Here is a 25,731-nt window from a genome sequence, read left to right on the forward strand (position 1 = left end):
CCTAGACTTTCTCGCGGATGCGGTCGATCTTCGGTTCGGAAACCTCAGATTCCCTGCGACGGCGGGCCAGGAAAGTCCAGAGCGTCCCTTCCGTCCGTGGACGGCCCCCGGTCGGGGCTTCAGGCTCTTTTGCTGGCTCAGACGTGTGCATCTCGGGCTTGCGCGCGGAGTCCTTCTTCGTGCGCCGCTCGAAGTCGTCGTAGTACGCGTAGCACATACCCAACCTCCTTCAACGGCTGTCCTTCAATCGTCCTCGCTCTTGGTCCCTACGTCGACCCTTTTGCTCAGATTCGAACCGACGCCGCCAACCGCGCAGCTTCGACAGCCAACCTGGTCTCTTCAGCGATCAGGTCGGCGTTGATGGCCGCGCCTGCCATGACACCTGCGGCGGCAGCGGCCATGACCTGGCCCGAGGGATCGGTGACGTTGCCCGCTGCCCAGACACCGGGCGTCGACGTAGCGCCTTGGGGTGTCACTTCGACGTGCTTGCCGACACCCATAGGATGATCCACTGATGGGACTCCCAAGGATTCCAGCACTGCCGACCGTGCCTCCATCCAAGGTCCGGTGACCACCGCCTCCACGGGAATGACTTTGCCTGAGTCCAGGACAACTCCGCTCAGCACGTCCTCAGTCACGTCCAAGGACCGCACCTTGCCGTCCACCACAGTGATGGAACGCGCGGCCAGTTGTTCCCACTGTTCTTCCGTCGGCTCCACCGTGTCGTTCAGGAAAAGGGTGATGTTGGGGCTCCATTGCCGGAACAGCAGCGTCTGGTGCAATGCCATCGGCCCTGACCCCAGGATGCCGATGGCCTGGTTCCGGACCTCCCAACCATGGCAGTACGGGCAGTGCAGGACATCGCGGCCCCACCGTTCCTGGATGCCACCGATGTCCGGCAGGACGTCCGTCAAGCCAGTGGTCACCAGCAAGCGGCGCGCACCCACCGTCCGCCCGTCGGCCAGGTCCACCGCGAAGGCGGGACCGGCACCCGAGGGCTGGACCGGCGTCGAACGGGCCGCAACGGCGACACCCTCCACCATGTCCGCACCGTACTGGCTGGCTTCGGCTCGTCCCCGCTCCAGCAGTTCCCTGGGGTTGATTCCGTCACGGGACAGGAATCCGTGCACCCCCGCCGCCGGGGCATTCCGCGGCTCGCCGGCGTCGATGACCAGGACGGACCGAAGGGCCCTGCCCAACGTGACAGCTGCACTTAACCCAGCTGCGCCACCACCGACCACCACTACGTCGTATTCGTTTGCCATGTGGCCCTTGCTTGAATGGTCCTTCATTGTGCCTCCTCGGGTCCGGGGCGACTGCCTGCCGCTTCTTCCATCGTTTGCCAAGGTGATGGAAACCGGCAAGAAAATTTGCTGCTATGGCAAACTGAAGGCATGACTACCGATTTCAGCACCATGCTCGATGCCGTCGGACCCCGCCTCCGGGCGATGCGGACCCAACGCAACGTGACGCTTGCCGAAGCATCGGAGGCAACCGGCATTTCGGTCAGCACACTCTCGAGGCTGGAGTCAGGCCAACGGAAACCAACCTTGGAACTGCTTCTTCCCATAGCGCGACTCCACCAAGTACCCCTTGAAGAACTGATCGACGCCCCGGAGACTGGTGATCCCCGGATCCATCTCAAGCCACACGTGCACGATTGGGGCACCGCCGTCCCACTCACCCGGCGACCCGGCGGGATCCAGGCATTCAAGATGGTCCTCAAGAGTGGAACGGGCAAGGAGATTCCTGAGCCGCAGTCTCACGAGGGCTACGACTGGATGTATATCCTCAACGGGAAGCTGCGGCTGGTGCTGGGCGGGAACGACTTCATTCTCAAGCCGGGCGAGGTAGCAGAATTCGATACGCGTACGCCGCACTGGTTTGCCAGTGCCACCTCTGAGCCGGTGGAGCTCCTGACGCTGTTCGGCCAGCAAGGAGAACGCCTTCACGTGCGGGCGCGGCCCAAGCGATGAGACGACTGCCCCCTCGGGGCTAGGAGGCCAGCCACTCCCGGGCGCTTCGACGGGAAGCGCCCGCTTCAGCGGCATGCTCAGGCTGGTTGATCTCAGCCCACACCTCATCCAGGGAAAGGCCCAGGACGTCGGCGATCGCGGCAACTGTCGGGAAAGCCGGTGTCGCCACGCGGCCAGACTCGATTTTCCGGAGGGTTTCCGGGGATACGCGGGCATCGAGGGCTGTCTCCAGCATCGAGCGCTCGCCCCGCGCGCGGCGCAGAAGGGCACCGAGACGCTGTCCACGCTCGGCCTCTGCGGGAGTAAGCGGCAGCCTGACCATGGCTCCAATTGTAATACCGGGATAATATGGCCGGGATAGTTATTGGTCACCTGAGAGAAAGCTGCCGCATGATTGAGATCCTGAGCCCCGCCGAACTGCTGCGCGCCAAAGATACGGGGGCCTTGGTCGCCAACATTTTGCACACGCTGAAGGGCCGCACCACCGTGGGCACCAACCTCCTTGACATCGACCAGTGGGCCAAGTCGATGATCCTCGAGGCCGGGGCGGTATCCTGCTACGTCGACTACGCACCGTCGTTCGGACGAGGGCCGTTTGGGCACTACATCTGCACCGGAGTCAACGATGCCGTCCTGCACGGGCTGCCCAGGGATTACGCACTTGCCGACGGCGACCTGCTGACGCTCGACCTCGCAGTATCGCTCCGCGGAGTTGCGGCCGACTCAGCCATCAGCTTCATCGTCGGCGAGGCAAGGCCGGCCGGGAGCGTGGCCATGATCGAGGTGACCGAACGCGCGCTGCGGGCCGGGATCGCAGCTGCCCGGCCCGGCGCGCGAATCGGCGATCTCTCCTATGCCATCGGCTCAGTCCTCGGTGAGGCCGGCTACCCCGTCAACACTGAGTTCGGAGGTCATGGCATCGGGTCCACCATGCATCAGGATCCGCACGTTCCCAACATGGGGCGGCCCGGCCGCGGCTACAAGCTGCGCCCCGGATTGCTCCTGGCACTGGAACCCTGGGTCATGGCCGACACCGCCGAACTGGTGACGGACGCCGATGGTTGGACGCTCCGCAGCGTTACCGGATGCCGGACAGCCCATAGTGAACACACCATCGCCATCACCCCCGACGGAGCCGAAATCCTCACCCTCCCTACGCTCGACAGCTAGAAGGCACGGGCCACGCCATGGTTGCTTCCTTGCCGGGAGCGCGGTGCGGCAGCCCCGATGGCGCAGAGGAGGACGGGGCGGGAGAACCTGCTGACAAAATTTCCGGCTCAACCGGTCGCAAAAGACTGGCATCCGCCGGCGTCTTGCATTGAGGGGTGACACGCGTCATACTAAATGAACGCTATTCATTTAGTGACAGTCGTCTCACGGAGTAAAGCCCCCCCATGATTGAAATCAGACGCTTGGAAGCCCCAACTTCCTTGGCCGCCATCATCCACCCCGTGGTCAACGGCAGGGTCATCGCCTGCAGTTTGAAGACGCCATTGCCTACCCCGGCCGCCGCGTGATCAGTGTTGACGCGCGCCAACTCGTTGCCCGGGGCGGCGGTATCCACTGCATCACGCAGCAGCAGCCTTCGGCCATCTAGAAAGGGCCTCATATGAGCCAGACAATCCGCCGCAGCGGCAACGCCGCTGCAGAGTCGCACGACATCAGCGGCAAGGGACTGAAGACGGGGCAGTTGGGCCTCCTCGCCGTCGTCGTTCTTGGGATTTCAACCATCGCTCCGGCGTATACCCTCACCAGCGCGCTCGGGCCAACAGTCAACGAAGCCGGGCTTCAGTTGCCCGTCATTTTCCTGATCGGGTTCATCCCGATGATCCTGGTCTCGCTTGCTTACCGGGAACTCAATGCAGACTCCCCCGACAGCGGCACCACCTTCACGTGGGTGACCAAAGCGTTCGGCCCGTGGATTGGGTGGATGGGTGGTTGGGGTTTGCTCGCCGCCAACATCATCGTCCTGTCCAACCTGGCCGGCGTCGCCGTGGACTTCTTCTACTTGTTCCTCGCGCAGGCCACAGGCTCACCTGAGCTGGCGGATCTGGCCTCCAACAAACTGCTCAACGTCGTCACCTGTTTCGTCTTCGTCGCACTGGCGGTCTGGGTCAGCTACCGCGGCCTGCACACCACCAAGATCGTCCAGTACGGCTTGGTCGGATTCCAGCTGCTGGTCCTGGGCTTGTTCGTGGCCATGGCCTTCGCCAACTGGTCAACCTCGGAGACCGCCGTACCGTTCAGCTGGGACTGGTTCGACGTCACCAAGATCGAAACCTTTGGCCAGATCGCGGCAGGTATTTCACTGTCGATCTTCGTCTACTGGGGTTGGGATGTCTGCCTGACGGTCAACGAAGAGACGGCCAACGGCAAGAAGACCGCCGGGCTCGCAGGCACGCTGACAGCAGTGATCGTCCTGGGCATCTACCTCCTGGTGACCATTGCCACCATGATGTTCGCCGGCGTGGGCGACACCGGAATCGGCCTGAACAACGAGGAAAACCACTCCAACGTCTTCACCGCACTCGCCTCGCCGGTCATGGGTCCGTTCGCCATCCTCATGTCCCTCGCGGTGCTTTCGAGCTCCGCAGCTTCGCTGCAGTCCACCTTCACGTCGCCGTCGCGCAGCCTGCTGGCCATGGCGCACTACGGCGCCCTGCCCGAGCGCTTCAGCCACATGAGCAAGAAGTTCTCGACGCCGGGCTTCGCCACCATTGCGGCCGGCGTCCTGTCCGCGGGCTTCTACGCCGTGATGCACGTGATCAGCGAGAACGTCCTTAACGACACCATCCTGGCCCTGGGCCTGATGATCTGCTTCTACTACGGGCTCACGGCCATCGCCTGTGTTTGGTATTTCCGCAACAGCGTGTTCTCCGGCGTCCGGAACTTCTTCCTCCGGCTCATTTGCCCGCTGCTTGGTGGCGTAGGCCTGTTCGTGGTGTTCCTGCAGACTGCCGTGGACAGCTGGGCTCCGGAGTTCGGTAGTGGATCCGAGATCTTCGGGGTGGGGCTCGTGTTCGTGCTCGGCATCGGAATCCTGGCGATGGGCGCCGTCGTCATGCTGGTCATGTCCCGCGTCAGGCCCGGCTTCTTCCGCGGCGAGACCCTTCGGAAGGACACTCCGGCCTTGGTGGTCCCCGAGTAGCCTGCCCCGAATTCGCCGAAGAGCGGCCAGTTCACCGGATAACTTCCGGCGAACTGGCCGCTCTCCCGCGTTCTGGCCCCCGGCGAACTGGGCGGGGCGACTACCAGCGGTGCGCGACGTCCACTACCAGGCGGGACCCGCCGTCGGGCCCATCCAAGGTGAAGACCCTGAACGGAAGCCGGGCACGGACGCCCAGTCCGATGCTCGTGGTTCCCTCAAAGCTGCCCGCGTAAACTACCTGCCGGAAGGTCTGGTAGCCCGAAACGTTGGAGAGTTCCGCCTTGGCCGCAGGAAGGTACGTCGGCTGGCCGTCCTGGTTGTACGACGGCGCCGTCACCACCACTTGCAGGTCCGCATCACCGAGGACGGGGATGGGGTAACCGGTGGCATCCTGAATCACCACCGGAACGTAACGCACGGAATAGCCGGCCACTTTGCCGGTCATATCGATCACCAAGCGGTCGTAGCATGGCTGTTGGCCGGTGCGGACGTTGGTGACATTGGCAGAACTCATGTCCGGGTCGGCCTTGGCCAACGAACCCCAGGCAATACCGCAGTATGTTGCTGCCGAGGCTGGCCCCGGCGCCGCCAGACCGAGCCCGGCAGCAGCCAGGACCGCCGCCAGGCCCGCTCCAATTTTCCTCATTTTTTGTGCCCCCTTCAGGCGAAGTTGATACTTCAACAGTAGGAGCGTGCAGGGGACTTTGGAGCGTTCGTGGCCGCTTCGGCGCATAACCGTTAAAGGGGCACAGCCCTGGTCACGGGAGTGTCATCGAAAGCCGCTTTTGCGGGTTACGGGGGACGATTTCAGGGTCTTCGCATATGTGTTCGTGATCGAAGATAACGTGACCCGGGCGTTATCAGCCTTCGCAGTCCTTGCAGAACTTGAGGCCATTCTTTTCGAGCGCAACCTGGGACCGGTGGCGGACCAGGAAACAGGAGCCGCAGGTGAACTCATCGGACTGCTCGGGAACAACAATGACGGTCAGTTCTTCACCGGAAAGATCAGCGCCGGGGAGGTCGATTCCTTCGGCGGTGTCGTTTTCCTCGACGTCGATCACTGCAGTCTGTGCAGCGTTGCCGCGGGATGCCTGAAGAGCCTCAAGAGATTCAGCGGGAGACTCTTCCTCTGTCTTGCGCGGGGCGTCGTAATCAGTAGCCATTGAGGGTTCGCTTTCGTTGCCGCAGGGTGCCTCTTCCGGCACCTCAGTGAAGCAGTTTAGGGCATAGCACCCGCGATAAACGAAAAGTGTGCCCAACGCAACATTCTGCAGCTTTTCAGGCGTCTACCAAGGCTCTGGGTGCACCCTCCGGGCATGGGATTGGATGGCCTGTGCGCTGGCTACGGTGACGCCGCTGAGCGCTGGCAGCCAGGCCAAATCGTGCTCGGCCCCACCCTCCGCGTCGGTGCAGTCCAGAACATAGGCTGACTCAATCCACGCCCCCACAGCGGAGCCGATCCGGGTTGCCAGCGAAGCCAATGATTCGATCATGGCGCAACGCTATCCAGGCAAGGTTTGGCTGCCGTTTCCGGTTGGTCACCGGCTTGTTAACTATCCTGCAGCGCCTTCTCCACGATGTACTCGGCGATGGCCATCGACGAAGTAGCCCCGGGCGACGGTGCGTTGCGCACCAAAACCGTGTCCCGGCGTCGTGCGATCACAAAGTCGTCCACCAAGGAACCGTCGCCGTTCATAGCCTGTGCCCGCACGCCACGCGTCCCGGGAAGGATGCTGGCTCCTTCCAACGAGGGAACAAAGCGCATCGCTTCCCGGATGAACTTTTTCCTGCTCACGACCGTCTGGAATTCCCTGACAGCAGACGGCACATTCTGCCGGGCGAAGTTCCAGAATCCGGGAAAAAGCAGGTAATTCGCAATGTCGCGCACTTTCACCTCGTTCCAGGCATAGGACTCCCGGCCAAAGGAGATAAATGCGTTCGGCCCGAGCATCATTTCGCCGTCAATGCGTTTGGTGAGGTGCACGCCAAGGAACGGGTGCCTGGGGTCCGGCACAGGGTAGATCAGGCCCTTCACCTGGTGGCGGGCTTCGGGCCCCACCAGGAAGTACTGGCCGAAGAACGGCACGATTTTGGGGGTTGCCGGCTCGCCTGTCGCTTCGGCCAACCGGTCCGACTGCAGCCCGGCGCAGGCAACCACCAGGTCATAGTGTTCGCCGCCATGCTTGGTCGTCACCACTACACCGCTCGCTTGCTGCTCCAGCGCGAGTACCTCCTGCCCCAGCCGGATCGTCCCGCCCATGGCCCGGACGTCCGCGGCGAGTGCTTCGGTGATGGCCCTGTAATCGACGATGGCCGTTTCCGGTGAATGCAAGGCAGAAAGTCCGACGGCGTTCGGCTCCACCTCGCGTATTTGGTCGCCGCTCAGCATTCGCGCACCGGGCACGCCGTTGGCTTTGGCGCGGGCGAAGATGCCGTCCAGCCGCTGTGATTCCCTGTCTGTCTGGGCAATGACCAGTTTTCCGCAGGCTTCATAGGGAAGGTTCTGCGTGGCGCAGAATTCCTGCAGCAGCTCCACTCCCCTGCGGCACAGCCTGGCCTTTAATCCGCCGGGTTCGTAGTAGAGGCCGGCGTGCACCACTCCCGAGTTGTGGCCGGTCTGGTGCGCGGCGAGCCGGTCTTCCTTCTCATAGATGGTGACCTGGACCCCGTCGAGCGTAGTGGCGAGCTCCCTGGCCACCGCGACGCCGATGATCCCGCCGCCCACCACCGCGCAGCGCTTGATGGTCCTCATGTGCGGAGGATGGGGCATGGGCACTCCTCGTCATCGGGGGTAGACCGCGTCTGGTCACAGCATTTCACGAAGTGATCCACCGGGCACGCAAAAGGGGCGGCACCTTACGTGCCGCCCCTTTTGATGCAGTGCGTCAGGTATCAGGCTGTCGGCTGGTCGAAACGCTGGCCGGCCGGGTTGGACGGCAGGAGCGCGAAGACCAGGATGGCCAGTCCACCCACACCCGGGATAAGTCCCAGAAGTGCGAGCCAACCGCTGAAGTTGCCATCGTGCAGACGACGAACCAGCAGCGCGATGGACGGGATGATGACGGCAAGGTAGAAGACGATGGCCAGAATAAGGCCTACAACTGCTCCCGGGCCAGGGGTGGCCGTGCCGTTGGCCGAGACGGTTGCACCTGCGCTGCCCAGCACCAAGGTGAGGATCTGCAGGACGAAGCCCACCACACCCAGTACCAGGGCAACCCACCAGTATTCACTGCGGCTGGCGCGGCCCGAGAAGGCGGTGTACTTCTTGAAGAAACGCTGAACTGCTGCGCCGATCGGAGCGCCGTAGTAGGGAGCCCACAGCGGCGGCTCGCCGGTCTGGGCTGCGTAGGGCTGGGTCTGTTGCGGTTGCTGCGGGTAGCTCATTGGTATATCCCCCGGGGTAGGTGTGAGTCATGGTGATGAGTCGTACTCAGTGATTGAGTCGTGCTTATCGTAATGCCCCAAGGCTCAATTACGCAGGTCGATGGACAAAATTAACCCGGATTTAGCCTGGTAACGGATTGTGTCGCCCGATAACCCCCTCGGAAAAATGCGCTTTTTACTGCGCGAATTGCTTCCGCAGCTCCATTTTGCGGATTTTCCCGCTGGCCGTGCGCGGCATCTCTTCGACAAACACCACGGACTTGGGGATTTTGTACCGCGCCAGCCGGCCCTCCAGATGCGAGCGCAGCTCCTGTTCTGTCAGGAAACAGCCTTCGCGCAGGGTGACGATGGCCCGGGGCACCTCACCCCATTTGTCATCGGAAACTCCGATCACGGCCACGCTCCCCACGGCCGCCAGTTCCGCAATGGCGGCTTCCACCTCGGCAGGGTAGATGTTCTCCCCACCGGAAATGATCATGTCCTTGATGCGGTCGGAGACGAAGAGGAACCCTTCGTCGTCCTGATGTCCCATGTCGCCGGAACGGAACCACGAGGAATCCGCGTAACTGTCAGCGGTGGCTTCCGGCCGGTTCCAGTACTCCTTGATGACATTGGGCCCGGAGATCTGGATCTCCCCTACCGTACCGAGGGCAGCAAGACCGCCCATGGGATCCGCAATCCGAACGTCCGTGAAGAAGTGCGGCAAACCGGCAGAGCCGGCTTTGTCCCTGGACCTTGATACCGGCAACATCGTGGCCCCGGGCGCGGTCTCAGTCATGCCGTAGCAACTGGTGAACCCGATTCCGCGCTCCTCATAAGCGTCCAGCACCCGCTGCGGAACAGCAGAACCGCCGCAGGTGAGCTTGTCCAGGGAGCTGAGATCCGCCGTCGACCATCCGGGGTGGTCGCAGAGCATCTGGAAGGTGGTGGGAACGCCGTTGAGCGTGGTGATCTTGTGCCGGCCCACCAACTCCAGGACCCGCCCGGCGTCGAACTTGGATTCGAGCACGACGGTGGCGCCTTTGAGGAGCATCGGCAGCAAGCCCATATCCAACGAGGCAACGTGGAACAGTGGTGAAATCATCAGCGCTACGTCGTTGCGGTTCAGGTCCATGTCCACCACCGTATTGATGCAGTTCCACGTGATGTTGCCATGCGTCAGCAACGCTCCCTTGGGCTTCCCGGTGGTGCCTGAGGTGTAAAGGATCATGGCGCCGTCGTCCAACGTCACGGTTTCGTCCAAAGGCGTGGCGGCCGCGCCGGCAATCACCGCACCATAGCGCTCGACGCCGGTGGGCAGCTCGACGGCGGAACTGTCGGTGCCGCCGTCGGGCGCCACCACAAGACGGTGGGTTACCACTGTGTCGGTCACGGACGCCGACGCCACAGCGTCCAGAGCACCGGCGTTGATCAGGAGCCGGGCGCCGGAGTCCTGCAGCTGGAACTGCAGTTCAGGTGCCGCGAGCCGGGTGTTCAGCGGGACAAAGATCGCGCCCAGCAGCCCGCAGGCGAAGAAGGTTTCCACGAAGGACGGGTGGTTCTCACCGAGGTAGCCCACCCGGTCCCCTTTGCTGACTCCCCTGTCTTTGAGGGCGTTGGCCAGCCGGTCTGTCCGCTCGGCGAGCGCGGCGTAGCTGAGGGTCTGTTCACCGGAAACGAGGGCGGTTGCGTTTCCGGACTTGATCCGGCGGCGGTGCAGCCAGGATCCAACTCCGTTGTTGTTCATGGTGCGGTACTCCTAACTGACCGTAGAGAGGTCGTTGTTCTTAGACTCCCGCGTCAGCAGGATGAAGACAATCGACACCAATGACATGACGGACAGGAACACCACCACGGGGACGATGCTTTGGCCCGCGTCCTTGTAGAGGCCAGCGACAATCCCGGGAGTGAAGCCTGCGCCAATCAGGGTTGCCAGCTGGTAGCCGACGGCAGCCCCGGTGTAACGGTTGGTGGTGCCGAACTGCTCCGACACGAACGCGGCAAGGGGGCCGTACAGGGACGAGTGCAGAATGAGCGCCACGGTGAAGGCCAGGAAGATGAGGGCTATGTTGCCTGAGCTGAGCATCCCGAACATCGGGAACAGGTACAGGATGAACAAGGCCAGGCCGGTGACCATGACCGGGCGGCGGCCGAAGCGATCAGACAACCTGCCACCCAAAAGGACGAACAGGATGGAAATGGCAGAGGCTCCGGCGAAGGCGTAAAGCACGCCCTGCTGCGGTGCACCCTTGGAGACCGCATACGTCACCGAGAATGTCGGCAGCACCACTTGGAGGCCGAAACCGGCAGCGCCGGCGAACATGATCATGATCAGTGCCTTGGGACGCTTCAGCACTTCCAGCAGCGGGATCTTGCGTTTCGTCCCTTGGGCGCTTTCCTTGGCCACAGCCTCGGCGAAGATGGGGCTCTCGGAAACCCTCAAACGGACGAACATGCCCACGATCAGCAGCACGAAGGACAACAGGAACGGCACACGCCAACCCCACGCCAGGAACGCATCCTGCGGAAGGGCGGAGAAGATGCCCATAACGACGGTGCCGAGAACGGCGCCGGTCGGCGCACCGGCGTTGACGAACGACGCCGCGAAGCCCCGCCTCTTGGGGTCGGAGTGTTCCAGTGCCATCAGCGCTGCCCCACCCCATTCACCGCCGACGGCGATTCCCTGGCAGACGCGCAGGAGCACCAGGATCACCGCTCCCCAAGGACCAATGACATTGGCCCCCGGAATCAGGCCGATCAACGTGGAGGCAATGCCCATCATCGCCATGGACACGATGAGCATGCCCTTGCGTCCAATGCGATCTCCAAAGTGGCCGAAGATGATGCCACCCAAAGGACGGGCCACATAGCCTGCAGCGAACGTGGCGTAGGCCGCGACCACGCCAACCCATTCATCCGTGCCGGCAAAGAAGACTTTCGGGAAAGCGACCGCTGCTGCCGTTGCGTAGAGCAGGAAGTCGTAGAACTCGATGGTGCTGCCCAGATAGCTGGACAAGATGACCGTGCGCGCTTCTTTGCGCTTTGCGGCCGTGCTCGACTGTGCGAGCGCAGTGTGTCCTGACATGGCTGTTCCTTGGGAGAGGAGGGACGGGGTGTGTGGATGGGCTTACTTGTAGAAACGGGCGAGGAATTCCGCGACGACGGCGGGGCGTTCCTGGCCTTCGATGTCAATGGTGGCGTTGACCTTGATCTGGGCGCCGCCCTTGACTTCGGTAACTTCGGCGATGCTGCCGTTCATACGGACTTTGGAGCCGACCTTGACCGGGGAGGTGAAGCGGACTTTGTCCAGGCCGTAGTTGACTTTGGTGGTCACACCTTCGACGTCGAACAGCTCGCCCCAGAACGGGATGATCAGGGACAGGGTCAGGAACCCGTGCGCGATGGGGGCGCCGAACGGGCCGTTCTTGGCGCGTTCGGGATCGGTGTGGATCCACTGCTGGTCATCCGTGGCATCAGCAAACAGGTTGATCTGCTGCTGGGTGATTTCACGGTAGTCGGTGGTGCCCAGGTCCTTGCCGGACATGGTGAGCAGGGTATCGAAATCGACGACGAGATTGGGCATCTTTGCCTCCTGTAGCAGTTATCTGAAAAGTGGTGCTGTGCCTGGCGGGCAGGCGCTTAGCGGGTAAAGGCGCCCTCGCCGGTGAGGGCCCGGCCAATGATGAGGGCGTTGATCTCGTGGGTGCCTTCGTAGGAATAGACGGCTTCGGCATCGGCATGGAAACGCGCGACGTCGGCGGCAAGGGTAATGCCGTTTCCGCCCACCACTTCGCGGGCGAGGGCGACGGTTTCGCGCATTATCAGGGACGTCTGCATCTTGGCCAAGGCCGAGTCCTGGTCACGGTAGATGCCCCAGTTCTGCTGTTCGGTCAGCCGGACCACGAGTGAAAGTGAAGCTGTGATGTTGCCGAGCATCCGTGCCAGCTTTTCCTGGACCAACTGGAAGGAGCCCAACGACCGGCCGAACTGTTGGCGTTCCTTCACATAAGCCAGGGCGGCTTCGAACGCACCGGCCTGGATACCCGTGGCAATCCAGGCGACGTCCGAACGCATGGCGCGCAGCATGGCTGCGACATCCTTGAAGGAGTTCACGTTGTGCAGGCGCATGGTCTCCGGAACCCGGACCTGGTCCAGGGTGATATGCGCGTTCTGCATCATCCGCAGCGAGGTTTTCCCGTGGATTTTCTCCAGGCTGACACCAGGAGCCGCCCGGTCCACCAGGAAGGCTTTGACCTGCCCGTCCGCCACATCGCGGGCAAACACGCACAGCACATCGGCTGTCGAGGCGCCCCCGATCCATCGTTTGGCACCGTCCAAAACCCAGCTTCCGCCGTCGGGACCTTCTTCGAAGCGTGCTGTGGTGGACAGACCGCCGGCGATGTCCGAGCCATGCTCCGGTTCGGTGAGGGAAAAGACGCCCTTGAGGGAAAAGTCGATGACCTTGGGCATCCACTCCTTGTGTTGCTCCACGGAGGCTCCTACCTGGATCGCGGTCCTGAACAGGCCGGCCTGGGCCGTGTACCACGTGGCCAGTGACGCGTCCGTGCGGGCGAGTTCGAAGATCCGGAAGCCGTGGTAAATACCGCGGGCAGGAGCATCCACGGTCAGATCAGCAGGTTCCATCAGATCCAAGTCGATCAACGGCTGTGCGAGTTGTTCCGGGAATTCACCGCGTTCCCAGTACTCGGCGAGCAACGGCTTGGCCTCGGACTCCAGGAAGCCCCGCAACCTCGCCAAAGCCTGGCGCTCCGCAGTGGTCAGCAGTGCTTCGGCGTCATACCAATCCGCCACGGAGTAGAGCCGCTGATCCTTACCGGGTGCTGTCGTCGTGCTGGTGACGGTCATCCTAACCACCCAGCCCAAGCAGCCGGACGGCGTTGTCCTTGAGGATCTTCGGACGAACGTCGTCCTTGAGCGGCAGGTCCGCGAACGCGCCCAACCATTTTTGCGGGGTAATCAGCGGGAAGTCCGTGCCGAACAGCACCTTGTCCTGGAGCACCGAGTTGGAAGCCTTCACGAGCGACTCTGGAAAGTACTTGGGCGACCACCCGGAGAGGTCAATGAACACGTTGGACTTATGTGTTGCGATCGAGTTCGCCTCGTCCTGCCACGGCACCGAGGGGTGGGCCATGATGATCTGCAAGCCCGGGAAATCAGCGGCCACGGCGTCCAGCAACAACGGGTTGGAGTAGGCCAGCTTGATCCCGAACCCGCCGGGAAGACCGGCGCCCATACCGTTCTGGCCGGTGTGGAAGATGCAGGGCAGGGCCAGTTCCTGGAGGGTTTCCCACAGCGGGTAGAACGTCTCGTTGGACGGATCAAAGCCCTGCAACGAGGGGTGAAACTTGAAACCGCGGGCACCGAGCTCCACAGCCTGGTGCTTTGCCCCGGCAATCGCGTCCTCGCCGGTCCGGGGGTCGACACTGCCGAACGGAATCAGCACATCATTGTTCCGGGCAGCGCCCTCGATCAGGTCCGGGATGCTGTTTGGTTCGTGTTTGAGCTGCGTCCGGGCATCGACGGTGAAAACGACGGCGGCCATGTTCAGATCGCGGTAGACCTCGGCGATCCTGTCCAGGGACGGCGTCCTGTCCTCGGACTTGAAGTACTTGGCCGAGGCCTCCGTCAAGGCCTCCGGAAGGGACCCATGCCCGCAGCTGTCCACCTCCACGTGGACGTGCATGTCGATCGCCTCCAGCGCCGCGGCGTCGATGCCCGGTTCGTAGCGGTTGGCCATGATCAGCGTGCCTGGGAAGGGACAGCCGCCGGTTCCGGCTGCAGTTCTTCGGGGAGCGGCAGGAGTTCCTCACCGACACTTTGCAAAGCATCCGCCCCGAAGAGCGAGCCAGCGTTTTCCTGCAGCGCATCGTAGCTCCAGCCACCGTCGCGGTACTCGGTGGTGGCGGCCGTCGGGTGGGTCCAAACCTGCAGCCGGTCACCACCGGCGCCGATCACCTGGCCGGTAATTCCGGCAGCCGCATCAGAGGCGAGGAAGGCAATCAGCCCGGCGACGTCGTCGGCCGTTCCGAAACCGAGGTCGTGGCGGAAGAACGCCGGCATCGCCTCGCCGCGTTCGTCGGCTTCGACGGCCTTCTGGAAATAGGGGACGGTCTTGGTCATGGCCGTCGCCGCCACCGGAATCACGGAGTTCACTGTTACGCCGGCCTTCTTCATCTCCAACGCCCATGTCCGGACCATGCCCACGATTCCTGCCTTGGCCGCGGCGTAGTTGGTCTGGCCGAAGGTGCCCCGCTGGCCGGTGGGCGAACCAATCGTGATGATCCGGCCGGCGATGTTGTTTTCCTTGAAGTACGCGAACGTTTCGCGGACGCAGGTGAACGTCCCTTTCAGGTGCACGTTGATGACCAGGTCAAAATCCTCGTCGGTCATCTTCAGCAGGCTCTTGTCCCGCAGGATTCCGGCGTTCGTGACCAGGATGTCCAAGCGGCCGAACGCTTCAACAGCGCCCGCCACCAGGGCCTTGGCGGCGTCCGTGGTTCCTACCGGAACCACCACGGCGGTGGCCCGTCCGCCGTCGGCCTCAATCTGCGCAACCGCTTCTGCAGCGGTGCCGGCGTTCACGTCATTAACCACGACGCCGGCACCCTGGCGGGCGAGTTCCCTCGCGTAAGCGAGTCCAAGACCCTGTCCGCTCCCGGTGACGATTGCAACCTTGCCGTTCAAGCTCATGGCGTGCTCCTTCGCATGCTGTAACCGGCCTGAGCCGGTGGGGCCGATCCCACTGCGTCGTGAGATCCTTGTCATGATCAATGAGAATACGGATCATTGAAAAAGTCAACGATTGTTTTTCATTACTATTGGAGTTGTCATGGGCCCGCAGAGCACCGAAATGGAAATCCCGCGCTTGGCCGCGGCCAAAATCGGCAATGACGTGGGCTTGCTGCTGGCCAAACTGCACGCCACTGGTTCCTTGCTGAACAACAAAGCACTGGCCGATTACGGGCTGAGGGAACGGTCTTTCTCCGTGCTGACACTCGCATGCAGCGGGCTGGAACCCACGCAGCGTGAGCTGGCCGATTTCCTCAGCCTGGACCCCAGCCAGGTGGTGAGCCTGGTGGACGACCTCGAACACCGCGGGCTGGTCACCCGGGCACAAGGGAAGCAGGACCGCAGGGCCAAGATCATCGTCTCCACGGCGGAGGGCCGCCGGATCCACAACAAGGCCCGGGCAGGACTGGAAGAGTGCGAGCAGACCCAGCTTGCGGCCCTTACCGAGGATGAGAATGCGCAGCTGAGGGCGCTGCTCAAGAAAGCCTTGTGGGGGTCAGAGCCCACTCGCCGATAAGACGCATGGACACCTGCACAGCGCCCCGGATGGAGGGTATGCAGTTGTCCATTTCGGAGACCCTGGGGTTGTGTCAGGATCAGGGATCATGAACCTCCCACTCTTTCACGATCCCCTGGAAGGCACCGTCACTGTCGACGTGCCCGTGCGTGATCCCCAAGTCCACCGCCAGCCCCGCACACCCCGCACACCCCACCGCCCGGACCGGCCGGCAACGCACAGCTCAAAGCCGGCCCGCAACGCCCGCCAGCGCGAGGTCGCCAAGGTCGCCGAGGACCTTCAAGCCTTGATGGCCAGGACAGCGGTCAAACTTTAGCGTTAGCGAGCCTCTGTGCCGGGTACCTTCACAGCATGGGCATTCACATCGGTACCTCTGGCTGGAGCTATGAGCACTGGGAGAACGTGCTCTACCCTCCCGGCCTTCCGGCATCGAAACGCTTGGCCCACTACGTGGCCCGGTTCAACACCGTGGAGCTCAACGCGAGCTTTTACCGTTGGCCCCGGGATACTTCCTTCGCTGGTTGGCGCAACCGCCTTCCGGAGGGCTTTGCCATGTCAGTCAAAGCCCCACGGGGACTGACACATGCGAAGAAACTGTACAGCCCTGAGGTTTGGGTGGAACGGATCAGCCGGTGCTGGCACGAACTTGGTGACAAGCGGGCCGTGCTGCTGGTCCAGCTCCCACCAGGCTTTGCCCGCGACGACGCCCGGCTGGACTACTTCCTGTCCGTGGTGCCCCACTGGATCCGTATCGCAGTGGAGTTCCGCCACAACAGCTGGGACCATCCGGATGTCTATTCGCTGCTGGAACGCCACGGGGCCGCCTACTGCATCATGAGCGGCGCCAACCTGCCGTGCATCCTCCGCGCGACAGCACCGTTCGTCTACGTCCGGATGCACGGCCCGGACCACCAGCACCTTTACGGCGGTTCGTACTCCGACGCGGATCTGCAGTGGTGGGCTGACCGGATCCGGGAGTGGAGCGGTCCGGGCAAGGACGTCTACGTGTATTTCAATAACGACGGCGGTGGCCATGCCGTACGGAACGCCGACACTTTGCGGTGGCTGCTGGGAGCCACCTGACTCCGCGGCGTTGCTGGCTCCTACGCCAAGCGACCACGCACAATCTCGCTGACGGTCTTACCGTCGAACCGTCCGGCGACCTTGGCGGTGACCGGCTTCATGACGGCTCCGATGGAACGCATCGAAAGCTCCTGGCCATCGGCCTTCAGCGCGGCAATGGCCTCGTCCACAATGACTTCCACTTCTTCGCGGGTCAGCGCCTTGGGCAGGTACGCCTCAATGATCTCGGCTTCTGCCACTTCGGCGGCCGCGCGGTCCGCCTCGCCCGCTTCCGTGTAGATCCGGGCCGTGTCCCGGCGCTTTGCCGCTTCCTTCTGGAGCAGCGAGGTGACCTGCGCGTCGTCGAGCTCCACCGGCGTCTTGCCCGACTTTTCGCGGGTGGTGATCTCGCCCAGCACATTACGCACAGTGGTCAGCGCGAGCTTGTTGCCGGCTTTCATGTGGTCGACGACGTCGGCTTTCAAGCGTTCTTTGAGGGTCATGATGCTCCTTGTTTCCGGGTTCCTCCTGCTATCTTCCCAGCAAGCGGACGTCAGGGGTTCTCCCGGCGCGTTGAGAGACCCTTAACATGGCCTGGTGATGCTACAGGCCTGTCTCAATGGAGCCCGCGGAGTCCCGGAGCACCCCGGGCTCTCCCCTGATCCCCTCCGGCTTGCCCAGGATGCGGCAGCAGCAGTTGCGGCCGGTGCCCGGACCATCCATGTCCACCCCAAAAATTCCCAGGGCGAAGACAGCCTGGACGCCCACCACATGGCCTCGTGGCTGACGGCTCTTCGTGCAGCTTGCCCGGGCATTCCGTTGGGGGTGACCACCGGGGCCTGGATTTGCCCCGATGTGCCAGACCGCTTGAGGATGATCGAGTCGTGGGTGGAACTGCCGGATTTCGCTTCGGTGAACTGGCACGAGGACGGAGCGGAAGAGGTAGCTGAAGCACTCAGCTCCCGCGGCATCGGTATCGAGGCAGGAATCTGGCATGCCGACGCTGCACATCGCTGGGCTTCGTCCCCGCTGCGGTCCGCCTGCCTGCGGGTCCTCGTCGAGATCCAGGATCTTCGGCCCGAGGATGTGGAACAGGAAGCTGAACACCTTGTGGCTTTGGTACGCACCCAGGAAAGCCGGATGCCGATCCTGCTGCATGGCGAGGAGCGTTCGACGTGGCCGGCCCTGAACCTCGCTGCCCAATGGGGCCTGGACACCAGGGTGGGCCTGGAAGACACCCTCCTCTTGCCGAACGGCACCCCGGCGAAAGGCAACGCAGAACTGGTAGCGGCCGCCGGCAAAATCCTTGGCGGCTTAGCTCACTGACACCGGCGGCACCCCCGGAGGCGCTTGCTCCGGCGGTGCCTTCTCGACGGGTCCGCTGACCACCACCTGTGCCGGGCTGTGAAGGATGTACCCATTGAGCCAGGAGAACAGGGCCCGGATCTTTTGCTGGAGGCCCGACAGCAGGGCCAGATGTACCAACAGCCAGGACAGGAACGCGAAGACTCCCTGCAACTGGATGCGTTTGCGGCCGAGTTCAGCCACAGCTGCACCACGTCCCACCATTGCCATGTACCCCTTGTCGACATACCTGAACGGGGTGCGGCTCCCACCACTGAGGTCTGCCAGGATGTTTTTGGCCGCCCATTTTCCGGCCTGCTGTGCCACGGAACCCAGCTGCGGCAGCTTGGCGCCCGTGGAATCGGTGATGTTGGCGCAATCCCCAAGGACGTACACACCCTCCACGCCGGGCGCAGTGAGGTCAGGCTGAACGTCGATGCGGCCCCCTCTCCCCTGGGTTAACCCCGAGCCGGCAATCACGTCCCCCGCTTTCAGGCCGCCGGCCCACACCACGATCTGCCCGGGCACGGAGCTACCGTCGGCCAGCGCCACTCCGTCTTTGCGGACTTCGGTGACACCCTGCCCCAGATGAAGCTCAACCCCCACTTTCTTCAAGTGCTCCGTCGCATAGCTCTGGGATTTAGGGGAGAACATGTTCAACACGGTGGGAACCATGTCCACCAGATGCACGCGGCAACGTGCTGCAAGCTCCGGCGAAAAGTACTTGCGCACCACGTATTTGACGTTTTCCGCCATGGCCCCGGCGGTCTCCACGCCTGTGGGTCCGCCACCCACCACAACGACATCCACGAATCCGTCCGGCGTGGAATCCGCCTGGTCGAGCAGTCGGGTGAGACCCGTTCCAAGCCTCGTGGCATCGGTGACCGAGTACAGCGGGAAGGCCAGTTCTTCCGCACCGGGGGTATTGAAGAAGTTCGGGACCGCTCCAACGGCGATCACCAGGATTTCCGCGCGCATGGTGTCGCCATCGGCAGTGGTGACCACCCGTTCGGCCGCATTGACGGATTCCACCTTCGCGGTCAGGACTTTGACCGTTTTTGAAGCGGCGGAACACGGATCGGAGCGGCCGGGCAATCGCGGAGACACCAATTTGGGAAGTCGCCACCTGATACAGGAGTGGCTGGAACTGGTGGTAGTTGTTCGAGTCGATCAGCAAGACGCGCACACCCTTGCGGCCAAGTTCCTTGGCTGCTGCAACGCCCGCGAATCCGGCACCCACAATGATGACTTGGTATGAGTCCTCCATGCCAGCAACATACTTCACCCAAGGTCCGGGCGACAGGGGTACCTGGCCGCCGTCGAGCGTTTACTCTCTGGACCGGTGGGTACGCAGTGGGTAGTGTTCTGCATTCGGCAACGCACGCGAAGGGGTGATCTGGTGAACGAGGACGGGCTGACGGACGCTGTGCAGGAGGCCGGTGCTGTCGAGTTGCTGCTGATCCGGCACGGTGAGAGTGAAGGCAACGTGGCCGCGACGGAGGCACGCTTGGCCGGCGCGGAGGTTATCCAGGTTCCGGCGAGGGACCCAGACGTGAATCTGTCCGGCACGGGCCAGGAGCAGGCTAAGGCCTTGGGAACTGCGCTGGCCCGCATCGCGGAAGAACTCCGCCCGGACGCGGTGGTGTCCTCCCCCTATGCCCGTGCCCGGCAGACGGCGGAAATCGCCGTCGAGACGGCCGGCTGGCCTGTGAAGGTGCTGACCGATGAGCGCCTGCGGGACCGGGAGCTGGGGATTCTGGACAGGCTGACACGGCTGGGCGTGGAGACACGGTACCCGGACGAGGCCGAGCGCCGGCTCTGGCTGGGCAAGCTGTACTACCGACCGCCGGGCGGTGAGTCGTGGGCCGATGTAGCTCTTCGATTGCGGTCGGTCCTGGACGAACTCAACACCTTGGGATCGGGGCAGCGCGTCATGCTGGTCTGCCACGACGCTGTGATCCTGCTGGTCCGGTACGTTTTGGAAGGGATGTCCGAAGAGGAGATCCTGGACCTTGCCGCAACGACGTCGGTGCTCAATGCCTCAATCACCCGTTACGTTCGGCCATCGGGTGCAGGCCCGTGGGAGTTGGAGAGCTTCAACGTGGCTGACCATCTTCAAGAGCAGGGTGTGGCCGTGACCGAACACGCAGGGGATGCCAGTGTCCACCCGCAGTGATTCCAACGCCCCCGTTCCGGTAACACCGTCGCTGCTGCGCGACTGGCCCTTGCCGGCTCCAGGCGACAGCAAGTACTCCCGCGGTGCAGTGCTGGTCATCGGTGGAGCCCGGGTCACGCCCGGCGCTGCCTTGCTGGCCGGGACCGCTGCGCTGCGAGCGGGTGCCGGAAAAATTACGTTGGCCGTTGCCGAATCCGTGGCAGCCCAGGTAGGCGTTGCTCTGCCGGAGTGCGGGGCCATGGGCTTGCCCGAAACCCCGGCCGGCTCCTTGACCGGGGAAGGGCTGGACCGGATCTCGAACTACCTGGAACGTGCGGACACCCTGCTGATCGGGCCGGGACTGGATGATCTGGAACTCGCCGGGACTTTGCTGCGGGCGCTGCTGGAGCGGGAGGAATCCGATGGTGCCGCTGACGCCGCGCGAGGTCCCGCCGTCGTGCTTGATGCCTATGCCTTGGGAGCCCTAACGGAGGTCGAGGATCAGATTGGACCTTGGCGGGGCCGGCTGATCCTCACTCCCAATCCCACCGAGGCGGGAATCCTGCTGGGCAGGGACGTCGAAGATCTGGAAGCTGCCGTGGCAGAAATCGCCGGACGGTTCGATGCTGTGGTGAGTTGCCAAGGGTACATTGCCGGTCCTTCTGCCGAAGGTGCCGACGGGTCCGGGCTGTGGAAAATCACCACAGGGTATGGCGGGCTGGGAACGTCCGGCAGTGGGGACGTCTTGGCCGGCGCCATCACCGGACTGCGGGCGCGGGGAACCAGCAATGCGCAGGCCGCCTGCTGGGGAACCCACCTTCACGCCGCCGCAGCGGACCGCCTTGCCAGTAAGCTCGGCCCGCTGGGGTTCCTGGCCCGCGAGCTTGCCGACGAACTGCCTGCGCTGATGCTGGAGCTGAACACCTGAAGCCGCTGAGGCCCCTAGGCGGGCTTCAGCAGGTGGTGCTCCACGACGGCGGTACGCGACAAAGTCTTGTAGCCCTCCTGCTCGAACAGCACCGTGATGACATCGTCCTCATGCCGCATCACCAAGCCTTGGCCCCACTCCTTGTGGACCACGGTGGACTGAAGCGGAAAGGGCTCGTCATCCCGCAGAGAAAGGCGTTCAACGGAACCCGGCCTGCCGGCGTCGGCTGCAGCCTCCTGGCAGGCATCGCAGTTGCCACAGGGTTCAGGCATGTCCTCGCCGAAGTAGCCCAGCAGGAACTGGCGGCGGCAACCATCCGTCTCCGCGTAGGCGCGCATCATGGTGAGCCGGGACTGGTCAACGCGTTGCCGCGCTTCCGCCCGTTCGACGGCGCGCTCCGCCAGCGCGGAAAGTTTGGCTTTTGAGCTGAGTCGCGTTCCCCGCTTGCCCGTGGTGACTGCGCCGGCCTCTTCCAACTGATTAATCAGCGTAGTGATACGCCGGGCGGGAAAGCCCGTGAGCTCCACCAATGCGGTCTTCGGGGCAGGTGCGCCGGCATTCTTGATGACCTTCAGGACAGCCAACAAAGCTTCAGGATCAGGGGCGTGGGTGCCGAAGAACTTGCGCAGTCCCAGATCCTCGGCACGGTAATGCAGCACAGCCGTCGCCGGCTCCCCGTCGCGGCCCGCGCGGCCGATCTCCTGGTAATAGGAGTCCAGCGACTCCGGAATATTCGCATGGACCACAAACCGCACATTGGCTTTGTCGATGCCCATGCCGAAAGCGGTCGTGGCAACGACGACGTCCAGTTGGTCATTCAGGAATGCCTCGTGGATCCTCTCCCGGTCGGTGTCCGACCGGCCCGCGTGATACGCCTCCGCCCGGAGTCCTTCCGCAGACAATTCGGCCGCATATTTCCCGGTGTCCTTCCGTGTGGCGGCGTAGAGCAACCCCAGGCCTTCGGCCTTGGCCATCGCGGCAACCTGCTCCACCACGGCTTTTCGTTTGGCTTTGTCCTCCTGGTGGCGGACGACGGCGAGGCTGATGTTGGGCCGGTCAAAGCCACGGATCAGGACCAGCGGGTCCTTCATGCCAAGGCGTTCCACGATTTCGTCACGTACGGGCGGGGAGGCGGTGGCCGTCAGTGCCACCACCGGCGGGTTGCCCAGCCGTTCGCGGACGCTGCCCAGGTCGAGGTAGTCCGGACGGAAGTCGTGGCCCCACGAGGAGACGCAGTGTGCCTCGTCCACCACGAACATGGAGATGTCCAGCTTGGTAATCCGGTCCACAGTTTCCTGCTTGGCCAGTTGCTCCGGGGCGAGGAAGAGAAAGATGGCCGTGCCCGCTTCCGCTGCCTCCCAAGCCGCTTCCACCTCGGCATCGCTGCGGGAAGAGTTGATGGCGACGGCGGCTCCCTCACCCAGGTCCTCCGTCAGTCCCTCCAGTTGGTCTTCCTGCAGGGCAATGAGGGGAGAAACCACGACGGCGGGACGTCCCGTTTGGCGATGAAGGTGCAGGGCCGGGACCTGATAGGTAGCGGATTTGCCGTACCCGGTGGGCATGACGGCCAGGACGTCGCGGCCATCGGCAAGGGCGCGCATGCCTGCAAGTTGGCCATCACGCAGTTCGGGCAGGGAGAAAGACGACGCCGCAAGGGCAGTCAGGGCAAGATCATCGGACATTAAAATGTGGCTCCGCATAGTGGTTCCTGCGGCCACTTGCATCAGCCGAGGTGACCAGCCTAGCGCGAGCCGGGACCCGCCGTCATACGCTCGCCTGTCCAGCTGTGGATAATCCCGGTCTCATCGAGCTCAGTTCTGGGCCGGCGGACGCACCTGATAGACAAGGTGCGTGACGCGGGTTCCCGGAATGATGGAGGGATCGTCCAGGGCGATGCCGGTGTCCAGTTCGCCGAACCACCGGATACCGCTCCCGAGCAGCACCGGCACCAGGTCCACGCGGAGCTCATCAACGACCCCGCGTTTCAAGCACTGCTGCACAACGTTCGCGCCCGCTACCCCTATTTCTTCGCCGGCCGCGAGGTCGGCGGCACGTTCGAGAGCCGATTCCAGGTCCCCGGCAAACTCAAAGGGCACACGCCCTCCGTCCCGTCTTTCAGGGGGCCAGCCTTCCGGTGGGTCGCGGTGGGTCAGAACCACCGTTGGCGATTCGTTGGGCGGATGCCCTCCCCACCCCTTCGTCAGGTCGAACAACCGACGACCTGAAATGAACGCCCCCTCCCGCGGAAGAGAGTTCCAGTAAGCAGCATCGGCCTCGCTGAGATGGAAAGGAACGGGGTGTCCCGGCATCCACGTTTCAACGTTTCCGGCTTCATACCAGTCGAAAAGAGGGCCGACCCCGTCATCATCACCTGCAATGAACCCGTCGAGGGATACCGAAAACTGGGCCGAGACGCGGCTGTTCCTGTACATGCACCCAGTGTCGTGGCCGTGTCCGGGATGTCAAGGAAGAACGACGGCGGCGCTTCCGCCCGCTGTAGTGCCGCCGTCGTTCTCCGTTTCTTGTACGCCCCCTAGATCGGGTTTCCGAACTCGCGGAAGGTGATTCCAGTGAAAGTGGCCGGGCCGCCGTCTGCGTACAGCGAGATTCCCGTGTCGCCCTCCGCGAAGTGCACCTGCTGCGAGACCACCGTGTGCCCTGAGTTCACAAACACCTCGACACTTTGGGTGTCAACGAAGATACGCAGGTGTACCGAACGCGCGTTGGCATCGATAGGCGCGGCCGCGCGTGTGTACGGCGCCAGCGAGTAACCGGCAAGATCCGACGGTGCGCGATCAACGTACAACTCGTTGCCGTACTTGCCGATGTTCGTGTGCCGCAGCCCGTCAGGGGATCGTCCGACGGACACTCCAACATTGGTGGCGGCAGCCCAGGAGATGTCGAGTTCGAGTTCGTACGCCCGCCCGCTCCACGGCAGGACGGCACTCCCGGTGACCGTGCGGTCCGGAAGCGCGATGGTGGCAGTTGCATAACCGAGGAGCGCTGGTATCGGGGCGCTGAGCAAGGTGTACCAGCCGCCGGATTGGCGCTCCAGAGTGAGCTCCCGCGTTATGGAATTCTGCCCGTTGTACCCGTCGGAAGCGTCCGTGGGCACATCGCGGGCCGCATATTTCCAGTTGTTCATCCAGGCAGTCGCAAGGCGTTTGGTTTCCGGCGCGTCCGCGGCAGGCCACGTCACGGCGGCGTACCAGTCCCATCCCCAGTCGAGCCACTGCGGGGTGGGGTTGTCCGCGATGAAGGCCGTGCCGTTCCACGTACCTGTCCAGTAGGCAAAGGTCATCGGCAAGCCAATACTATAGGCGTCCATGCTCGCGCCGAAAACCCAGTGCCGGGTGCCGTCACCGGCGGTCATCTCGAACAGGTCCGGGCACTCGATACCGCCGAGCGCATGGTTCGGGTAGTCGAAGTTGGACTTCCACTGCCAATCCCTGAGGTTGGGCGAGGTGTAAAACGCTGCATAACGGGCCCTGCCGATCACGCAGACCCACTCGTTCCGCGTGCTGTCCCAGTGGATCTTGGGGTCCCGGAACCACTCTGCGTTCTCGATTTCAGTCTGGGTGGCAGCCGTTCGCCCATCAGTATTCACGATCACCGGATCCGGCAAGGCGCTGAAGGTGTAGCCGCCGTCCGTCGACCAGTAGAGGTACTGTTCCTGGAATTTCCGGACTCCCCCTGTGGGCTGGGTTGCGAGCGCGATCACCGCTCCGGCACCGAAGCCGGCGGTGTTGGCGGTGTCCACCACGGCCGATCCAGACCACACAGGAAAGTCGGGTTGCAGGGGCATCACCACACCGTGGTGCGTGTATGACACTCCGTCGCCTGTAGTGGCGTGGTCCCATCCACCCGGGCCGTTGTTTTGGCCTGAGTGAAGGTAGTACAGCTGGTAGGCCCCGTTTGTATGGACGGGCCGTTGGGGATCGCACAACCAGCCCGACGGCGGAGTCATGTGGTAAACCGCCCGGAGTGATGTTTGCGCGTGGGCCGCGACAGGGACTGCGCTGCTCATGAACAGTGCCAGCGCGCCGACTCCTGCGCCTTGCAGTGCGGTTCGTCGAGAAATGTCATGCGTCATTGATGCGTTCCTCTCAAGGTTTGGCGGGCGCGACGGCGCGCCAAAGGTCATTCGGCGGGTTTGAATGTGCAGCACAGCCGGGGACGTCATTGAGGTCCCGGACATCCTGGTGCTGCACGTCGAAGAGAGCTGGATCGGTGCTTTCGGCCTACTCCGTTCGGCTCAGCATCGAGCGGTCCCGGAGTCATCGGCTACGCAGGACATTAGCGGTACGCGATAGTACGGTCAAGCGTTTTAGCACTCGATTTACATCAGAAAGTTACTTTTGCTAAAACGCTTGATCATCGTGCACTTTCACGCTAACTTACGAGTGATCAAACGCTTTAGCAGAATGG

27 protein-coding genes and 2 pseudogenes are annotated in these 25,731 nt (G+C 63.2%); 10 read left to right on the plus strand and 19 right to left on the minus strand.

Annotated elements, in window-relative coordinates; translation table 11 throughout:
- Position 1: 1 nt before the first annotated feature.
- Both QF015_RS05985 and QF015_RS05990 read right to left on the minus strand, forming a co-directional pair.
- Positions 2-217 (minus strand): hypothetical protein, encoded by a 216-nt coding sequence (locus QF015_RS05985; protein ID WP_310202320.1) that lies wholly within the window; start codon positions 215-217, stop codon positions 2-4.
- Positions 218-284: 67 nt separating this feature from the next.
- Positions 285-1,292: an NAD(P)/FAD-dependent oxidoreductase gene (locus QF015_RS05990; RefSeq protein WP_310202322.1), complete on the minus strand. Its 1,008-nt coding sequence runs from the start codon at positions 1,290-1,292 to the stop codon at positions 285-287.
- Between the two features lie 102 nt (positions 1,293-1,394).
- Here QF015_RS05990 and QF015_RS05995 point away from each other — a divergent pair, with 102 nt between their 5' ends.
- Positions 1,395-1,976: a helix-turn-helix domain-containing protein gene (locus QF015_RS05995; protein WP_429387718.1), complete on the plus strand. Its 582-nt coding sequence runs from the start codon at positions 1,395-1,397 to the stop codon at positions 1,974-1,976.
- Positions 1,977-1,995: 19 nt separating this feature from the next.
- On the opposite strand, the gene QF015_RS06000 is transcribed toward QF015_RS05995, so the two are convergent.
- Complete coding sequence (locus QF015_RS06000; RefSeq protein WP_429387720.1) at positions 1,996-2,298, minus strand: helix-turn-helix domain-containing protein; 303 nt, start codon at positions 2,296-2,298, stop codon at positions 1,996-1,998.
- 68 nt (positions 2,299-2,366) lie between these two features.
- Here QF015_RS06000 and map point away from each other — a divergent pair, with 68 nt between their 5' ends.
- The 3 genes and pseudogenes from map to QF015_RS06015 all read left to right on the plus strand — a co-directional run bounded on the left by map (position 2,367) and on the right by QF015_RS06015 (position 5,124).
- Positions 2,367-3,146 (plus strand): type I methionyl aminopeptidase, encoded by a 780-nt coding sequence (gene map, locus QF015_RS06005; protein WP_429387722.1) that lies wholly within the window; start codon positions 2,367-2,369, stop codon positions 3,144-3,146.
- A 269-nt stretch (positions 3,147-3,415) separates the two neighbouring features.
- Positions 3,416-3,573, plus strand: a pseudogene (locus QF015_RS06010) (agmatine deiminase family protein); the annotation flags it as partial.
- A 12-nt stretch (positions 3,574-3,585) separates the two neighbouring features.
- On the plus strand, positions 3,586-5,124 hold the full coding sequence (locus tag QF015_RS06015; RefSeq protein WP_310202329.1) for an APC family permease: 1,539 nt from the start codon (positions 3,586-3,588) through the stop codon (positions 5,122-5,124).
- Positions 5,125-5,224: 100 nt separating this feature from the next.
- Here QF015_RS06015 and QF015_RS06020 read toward each other — a convergent pair whose 3' ends face one another.
- The 11 genes from QF015_RS06020 to QF015_RS06070 all read right to left on the minus strand — a co-directional run bounded on the left by QF015_RS06020 (position 5,225) and on the right by QF015_RS06070 (position 15,198).
- Entirely contained in the window at positions 5,225-5,770 is a 546-nt protein-coding gene (locus QF015_RS06020) for an AMIN-like domain-containing (lipo)protein (RefSeq protein ID WP_429387724.1), read from the minus strand.
- Between the two features lie 214 nt (positions 5,771-5,984).
- Entirely contained in the window at positions 5,985-6,287 is a 303-nt protein-coding gene (locus tag QF015_RS06025) for a DUF4193 domain-containing protein (RefSeq protein ID WP_310202333.1), read from the minus strand.
- Between the two features lie 123 nt (positions 6,288-6,410).
- On the minus strand, positions 6,411-6,617 hold the full coding sequence (locus QF015_RS06030) for a hypothetical protein (protein WP_310202335.1): 207 nt from the start codon (positions 6,615-6,617) through the stop codon (positions 6,411-6,413).
- Between the two features lie 56 nt (positions 6,618-6,673).
- A complete protein-coding gene (lhgO, locus tag QF015_RS06035) occupies positions 6,674-7,894 on the minus strand; it encodes an L-2-hydroxyglutarate oxidase (RefSeq protein WP_429387727.1) in 1,221 nt (406 codons plus the stop codon).
- 122 nt (positions 7,895-8,016) lie between these two features.
- Entirely contained in the window at positions 8,017-8,508 is a 492-nt protein-coding gene (locus QF015_RS06040) for a DUF805 domain-containing protein (RefSeq protein ID WP_310202338.1), read from the minus strand.
- 175 nt (positions 8,509-8,683) lie between these two features.
- The gene (locus tag QF015_RS06045) at positions 8,684-10,234 is read right to left on the minus strand and encodes an acyl-CoA synthetase (protein WP_429387729.1); all 1,551 of its coding nucleotides are present in this window, start codon (positions 10,232-10,234) and stop codon (positions 8,684-8,686) included.
- 12 nt (positions 10,235-10,246) lie between these two features.
- Positions 10,247-11,572, minus strand: coding sequence for an MFS transporter (locus QF015_RS06050; RefSeq protein ID WP_310202343.1), 1,326 nt, complete (start codon positions 11,570-11,572; stop codon positions 10,247-10,249).
- 42 nt (positions 11,573-11,614) lie between these two features.
- Positions 11,615-12,070 (minus strand): MaoC family dehydratase, encoded by a 456-nt coding sequence (locus QF015_RS06055; protein ID WP_310202345.1) that lies wholly within the window; start codon positions 12,068-12,070, stop codon positions 11,615-11,617.
- 56 nt (positions 12,071-12,126) lie between these two features.
- Complete coding sequence (locus tag QF015_RS06060) at positions 12,127-13,353, minus strand: acyl-CoA dehydrogenase family protein (RefSeq protein ID WP_429387732.1); 1,227 nt, start codon at positions 13,351-13,353, stop codon at positions 12,127-12,129.
- A gap of 1 nt (position 13,354) precedes the next feature.
- Positions 13,355-14,245 carry an amidohydrolase family protein gene (locus tag QF015_RS06065; protein ID WP_429387734.1) on the minus strand — a complete coding sequence of 297 codons (891 nt, stop codon included), beginning with the start codon at positions 14,243-14,245 and terminating at the stop codon, positions 13,355-13,357.
- Positions 14,246-14,247: 2 nt separating this feature from the next.
- Positions 14,248-15,198 (minus strand): SDR family NAD(P)-dependent oxidoreductase, encoded by a 951-nt coding sequence (locus QF015_RS06070; protein WP_429387736.1) that lies wholly within the window; start codon positions 15,196-15,198, stop codon positions 14,248-14,250.
- Between the two features lie 139 nt (positions 15,199-15,337).
- Between QF015_RS06070 and QF015_RS06075 the strand changes: the two genes are divergently transcribed.
- The 3 genes from QF015_RS06075 (at position 15,338) to QF015_RS06085 (ending at position 16,897) form a co-directional block, all read left to right on the plus strand.
- Positions 15,338-15,814: a MarR family winged helix-turn-helix transcriptional regulator gene (locus QF015_RS06075; RefSeq protein WP_310202353.1), complete on the plus strand. Its 477-nt coding sequence runs from the start codon at positions 15,338-15,340 to the stop codon at positions 15,812-15,814.
- 88 nt (positions 15,815-15,902) lie between these two features.
- Positions 15,903-16,130, plus strand: coding sequence for a hypothetical protein (locus QF015_RS06080; protein ID WP_429387739.1), 228 nt, complete (start codon positions 15,903-15,905; stop codon positions 16,128-16,130).
- Positions 16,131-16,165: 35 nt separating this feature from the next.
- Positions 16,166-16,897 carry a DUF72 domain-containing protein gene (locus QF015_RS06085; protein WP_429387742.1) on the plus strand — a complete coding sequence of 244 codons (732 nt, stop codon included), beginning with the start codon at positions 16,166-16,168 and terminating at the stop codon, positions 16,895-16,897.
- 20 nt (positions 16,898-16,917) lie between these two features.
- Here QF015_RS06085 and QF015_RS06090 read toward each other — a convergent pair whose 3' ends face one another.
- Positions 16,918-17,379 (minus strand): GatB/YqeY domain-containing protein, encoded by a 462-nt coding sequence (locus QF015_RS06090; RefSeq protein WP_310202359.1) that lies wholly within the window; start codon positions 17,377-17,379, stop codon positions 16,918-16,920.
- Positions 17,380-17,476: 97 nt separating this feature from the next.
- Between QF015_RS06090 and QF015_RS06095 the strand changes: the two genes are divergently transcribed.
- A complete protein-coding gene (locus QF015_RS06095; RefSeq protein ID WP_310202494.1) occupies positions 17,477-18,202 on the plus strand; it encodes a 3-keto-5-aminohexanoate cleavage protein in 726 nt (241 codons plus the stop codon).
- Here QF015_RS06095 and QF015_RS06100 read toward each other — a convergent pair.
- Positions 18,191-19,487: pseudogene (locus QF015_RS06100) on the minus strand (NAD(P)/FAD-dependent oxidoreductase). The gene QF015_RS06095 and the pseudogene QF015_RS06100 sit on opposite strands and share 12 nt — an antisense overlap.
- A gap of 132 nt (positions 19,488-19,619) precedes the next feature.
- Here QF015_RS06100 and QF015_RS06105 point away from each other — a divergent pair.
- Positions 19,620-20,396 carry a histidine phosphatase family protein gene (locus QF015_RS06105; protein WP_310202363.1) on the plus strand — a complete coding sequence of 259 codons (777 nt, stop codon included), beginning with the start codon at positions 19,620-19,622 and terminating at the stop codon, positions 20,394-20,396.
- On the plus strand, positions 20,374-21,303 hold the full coding sequence (locus QF015_RS06110; protein WP_310202365.1) for an NAD(P)H-hydrate dehydratase: 930 nt from the start codon (positions 20,374-20,376) through the stop codon (positions 21,301-21,303). Before QF015_RS06105 ends, QF015_RS06110 begins: the two co-directional genes overlap by 23 nt.
- A 14-nt stretch (positions 21,304-21,317) precedes the next feature.
- On the opposite strand, the gene QF015_RS06115 is transcribed toward QF015_RS06110, so the two are convergent.
- The 3 genes from QF015_RS06115 to QF015_RS06125 form a co-directional block, all read right to left on the minus strand.
- Positions 21,318-22,985: a RecQ family ATP-dependent DNA helicase gene (locus QF015_RS06115; protein WP_429387745.1), complete on the minus strand. Its 1,668-nt coding sequence runs from the start codon at positions 22,983-22,985 to the stop codon at positions 21,318-21,320.
- A gap of 129 nt (positions 22,986-23,114) precedes the next feature.
- Positions 23,115-23,735 (minus strand): dihydrofolate reductase family protein, encoded by a 621-nt coding sequence (locus QF015_RS06120; RefSeq protein WP_429387747.1) that lies wholly within the window; start codon positions 23,733-23,735, stop codon positions 23,115-23,117.
- A 101-nt stretch (positions 23,736-23,836) separates the two neighbouring features.
- Positions 23,837-25,396 carry a glycoside hydrolase family 32 protein gene (locus QF015_RS06125; RefSeq protein WP_310202369.1) on the minus strand — a complete coding sequence of 520 codons (1,560 nt, stop codon included), beginning with the start codon at positions 25,394-25,396 and terminating at the stop codon, positions 23,837-23,839.
- Between the last annotated feature and the right edge of the window lie 335 nt (positions 25,397-25,731).

This window comes from Paenarthrobacter sp. TE4293, assembly GCF_050435325.1.
Classification (GTDB): domain Bacteria; phylum Actinomycetota; class Actinomycetes; order Actinomycetales; family Micrococcaceae; genus Arthrobacter; species Arthrobacter nitroguajacolicus_C.

Excerpts from the sequence above, each read along its gene's own strand:
- QF015_RS05985 (WP_310202320.1), bottom strand. The coding sequence starts at position 217 with ATGTGCTACGCGTACTACGACGACTTCGAGCGGCGCACGAAGAAGGAC.
- QF015_RS05990 (WP_310202322.1), bottom strand. The coding sequence starts at position 1,292 with ATGAAGGACCATTCAAGCAAGGGCCACATGGCAAACGAATACGACGTA.
- QF015_RS05995 (WP_429387718.1), top strand. The coding sequence starts at position 1,395 with ATGACTACCGATTTCAGCACCATGCTCGATGCCGTCGGACCCCGCCTC.
- QF015_RS06000 (WP_429387720.1), bottom strand. The coding sequence starts at position 2,298 with ATGGTCAGGCTGCCGCTTACTCCCGCAGAGGCCGAGCGTGGACAGCGT.
- map (WP_429387722.1), top strand. The coding sequence starts at position 2,367 with ATGATTGAGATCCTGAGCCCCGCCGAACTGCTGCGCGCCAAAGATACG.
- QF015_RS06015 (WP_310202329.1), top strand. The coding sequence starts at position 3,586 with ATGAGCCAGACAATCCGCCGCAGCGGCAACGCCGCTGCAGAGTCGCAC.
- QF015_RS06020 (WP_429387724.1), bottom strand. The coding sequence starts at position 5,770 with ATGAGGAAAATTGGAGCGGGCCTGGCGGCGGTCCTGGCTGCTGCCGGG.
- QF015_RS06025 (WP_310202333.1), bottom strand. The coding sequence starts at position 6,287 with ATGGCTACTGATTACGACGCCCCGCGCAAGACAGAGGAAGAGTCTCCC.
- QF015_RS06030 (WP_310202335.1), bottom strand. The coding sequence starts at position 6,617 with ATGATCGAATCATTGGCTTCGCTGGCAACCCGGATCGGCTCCGCTGTG.
- lhgO (WP_429387727.1), bottom strand. The coding sequence starts at position 7,894 with ATGCCCCATCCTCCGCACATGAGGACCATCAAGCGCTGCGCGGTGGTG.
- QF015_RS06040 (WP_310202338.1), bottom strand. The coding sequence starts at position 8,508 with ATGAGCTACCCGCAGCAACCGCAACAGACCCAGCCCTACGCAGCCCAG.
- QF015_RS06045 (WP_429387729.1), bottom strand. The coding sequence starts at position 10,234 with ATGAACAACAACGGAGTTGGATCCTGGCTGCACCGCCGCCGGATCAAG.
- QF015_RS06050 (WP_310202343.1), bottom strand. The coding sequence starts at position 11,572 with ATGTCAGGACACACTGCGCTCGCACAGTCGAGCACGGCCGCAAAGCGC.
- QF015_RS06055 (WP_310202345.1), bottom strand. The coding sequence starts at position 12,070 with ATGCCCAATCTCGTCGTCGATTTCGATACCCTGCTCACCATGTCCGGC.
- QF015_RS06060 (WP_429387732.1), bottom strand. The coding sequence starts at position 13,353 with ATGACCGTCACCAGCACGACGACAGCACCCGGTAAGGATCAGCGGCTC.
- QF015_RS06065 (WP_429387734.1), bottom strand. The coding sequence starts at position 14,245 with ATGGCCAACCGCTACGAACCGGGCATCGACGCCGCGGCGCTGGAGGCG.
- QF015_RS06070 (WP_429387736.1), bottom strand. The coding sequence starts at position 15,198 with ATGAGCTTGAACGGCAAGGTTGCAATCGTCACCGGGAGCGGACAGGGT.
- QF015_RS06075 (WP_310202353.1), top strand. The coding sequence starts at position 15,338 with ATGGGCCCGCAGAGCACCGAAATGGAAATCCCGCGCTTGGCCGCGGCC.
- QF015_RS06080 (WP_429387739.1), top strand. The coding sequence starts at position 15,903 with ATGAACCTCCCACTCTTTCACGATCCCCTGGAAGGCACCGTCACTGTC.
- QF015_RS06085 (WP_429387742.1), top strand. The coding sequence starts at position 16,166 with ATGGGCATTCACATCGGTACCTCTGGCTGGAGCTATGAGCACTGGGAG.
- QF015_RS06090 (WP_310202359.1), bottom strand. The coding sequence starts at position 17,379 with ATGACCCTCAAAGAACGCTTGAAAGCCGACGTCGTCGACCACATGAAA.
- QF015_RS06095 (WP_310202494.1), top strand. The coding sequence starts at position 17,477 with ATGCTACAGGCCTGTCTCAATGGAGCCCGCGGAGTCCCGGAGCACCCC.
- QF015_RS06110 (WP_310202365.1), top strand. The coding sequence starts at position 20,374 with ATGCCAGTGTCCACCCGCAGTGATTCCAACGCCCCCGTTCCGGTAACA.
- QF015_RS06115 (WP_429387745.1), bottom strand. The coding sequence starts at position 22,985 with ATGTCCGATGATCTTGCCCTGACTGCCCTTGCGGCGTCGTCTTTCTCC.
- QF015_RS06120 (WP_429387747.1), bottom strand. The coding sequence starts at position 23,735 with ATGTACAGGAACAGCCGCGTCTCGGCCCAGTTTTCGGTATCCCTCGAC.
- QF015_RS06125 (WP_310202369.1), bottom strand. The coding sequence starts at position 25,396 with ATGACGCATGACATTTCTCGACGAACCGCACTGCAAGGCGCAGGAGTC.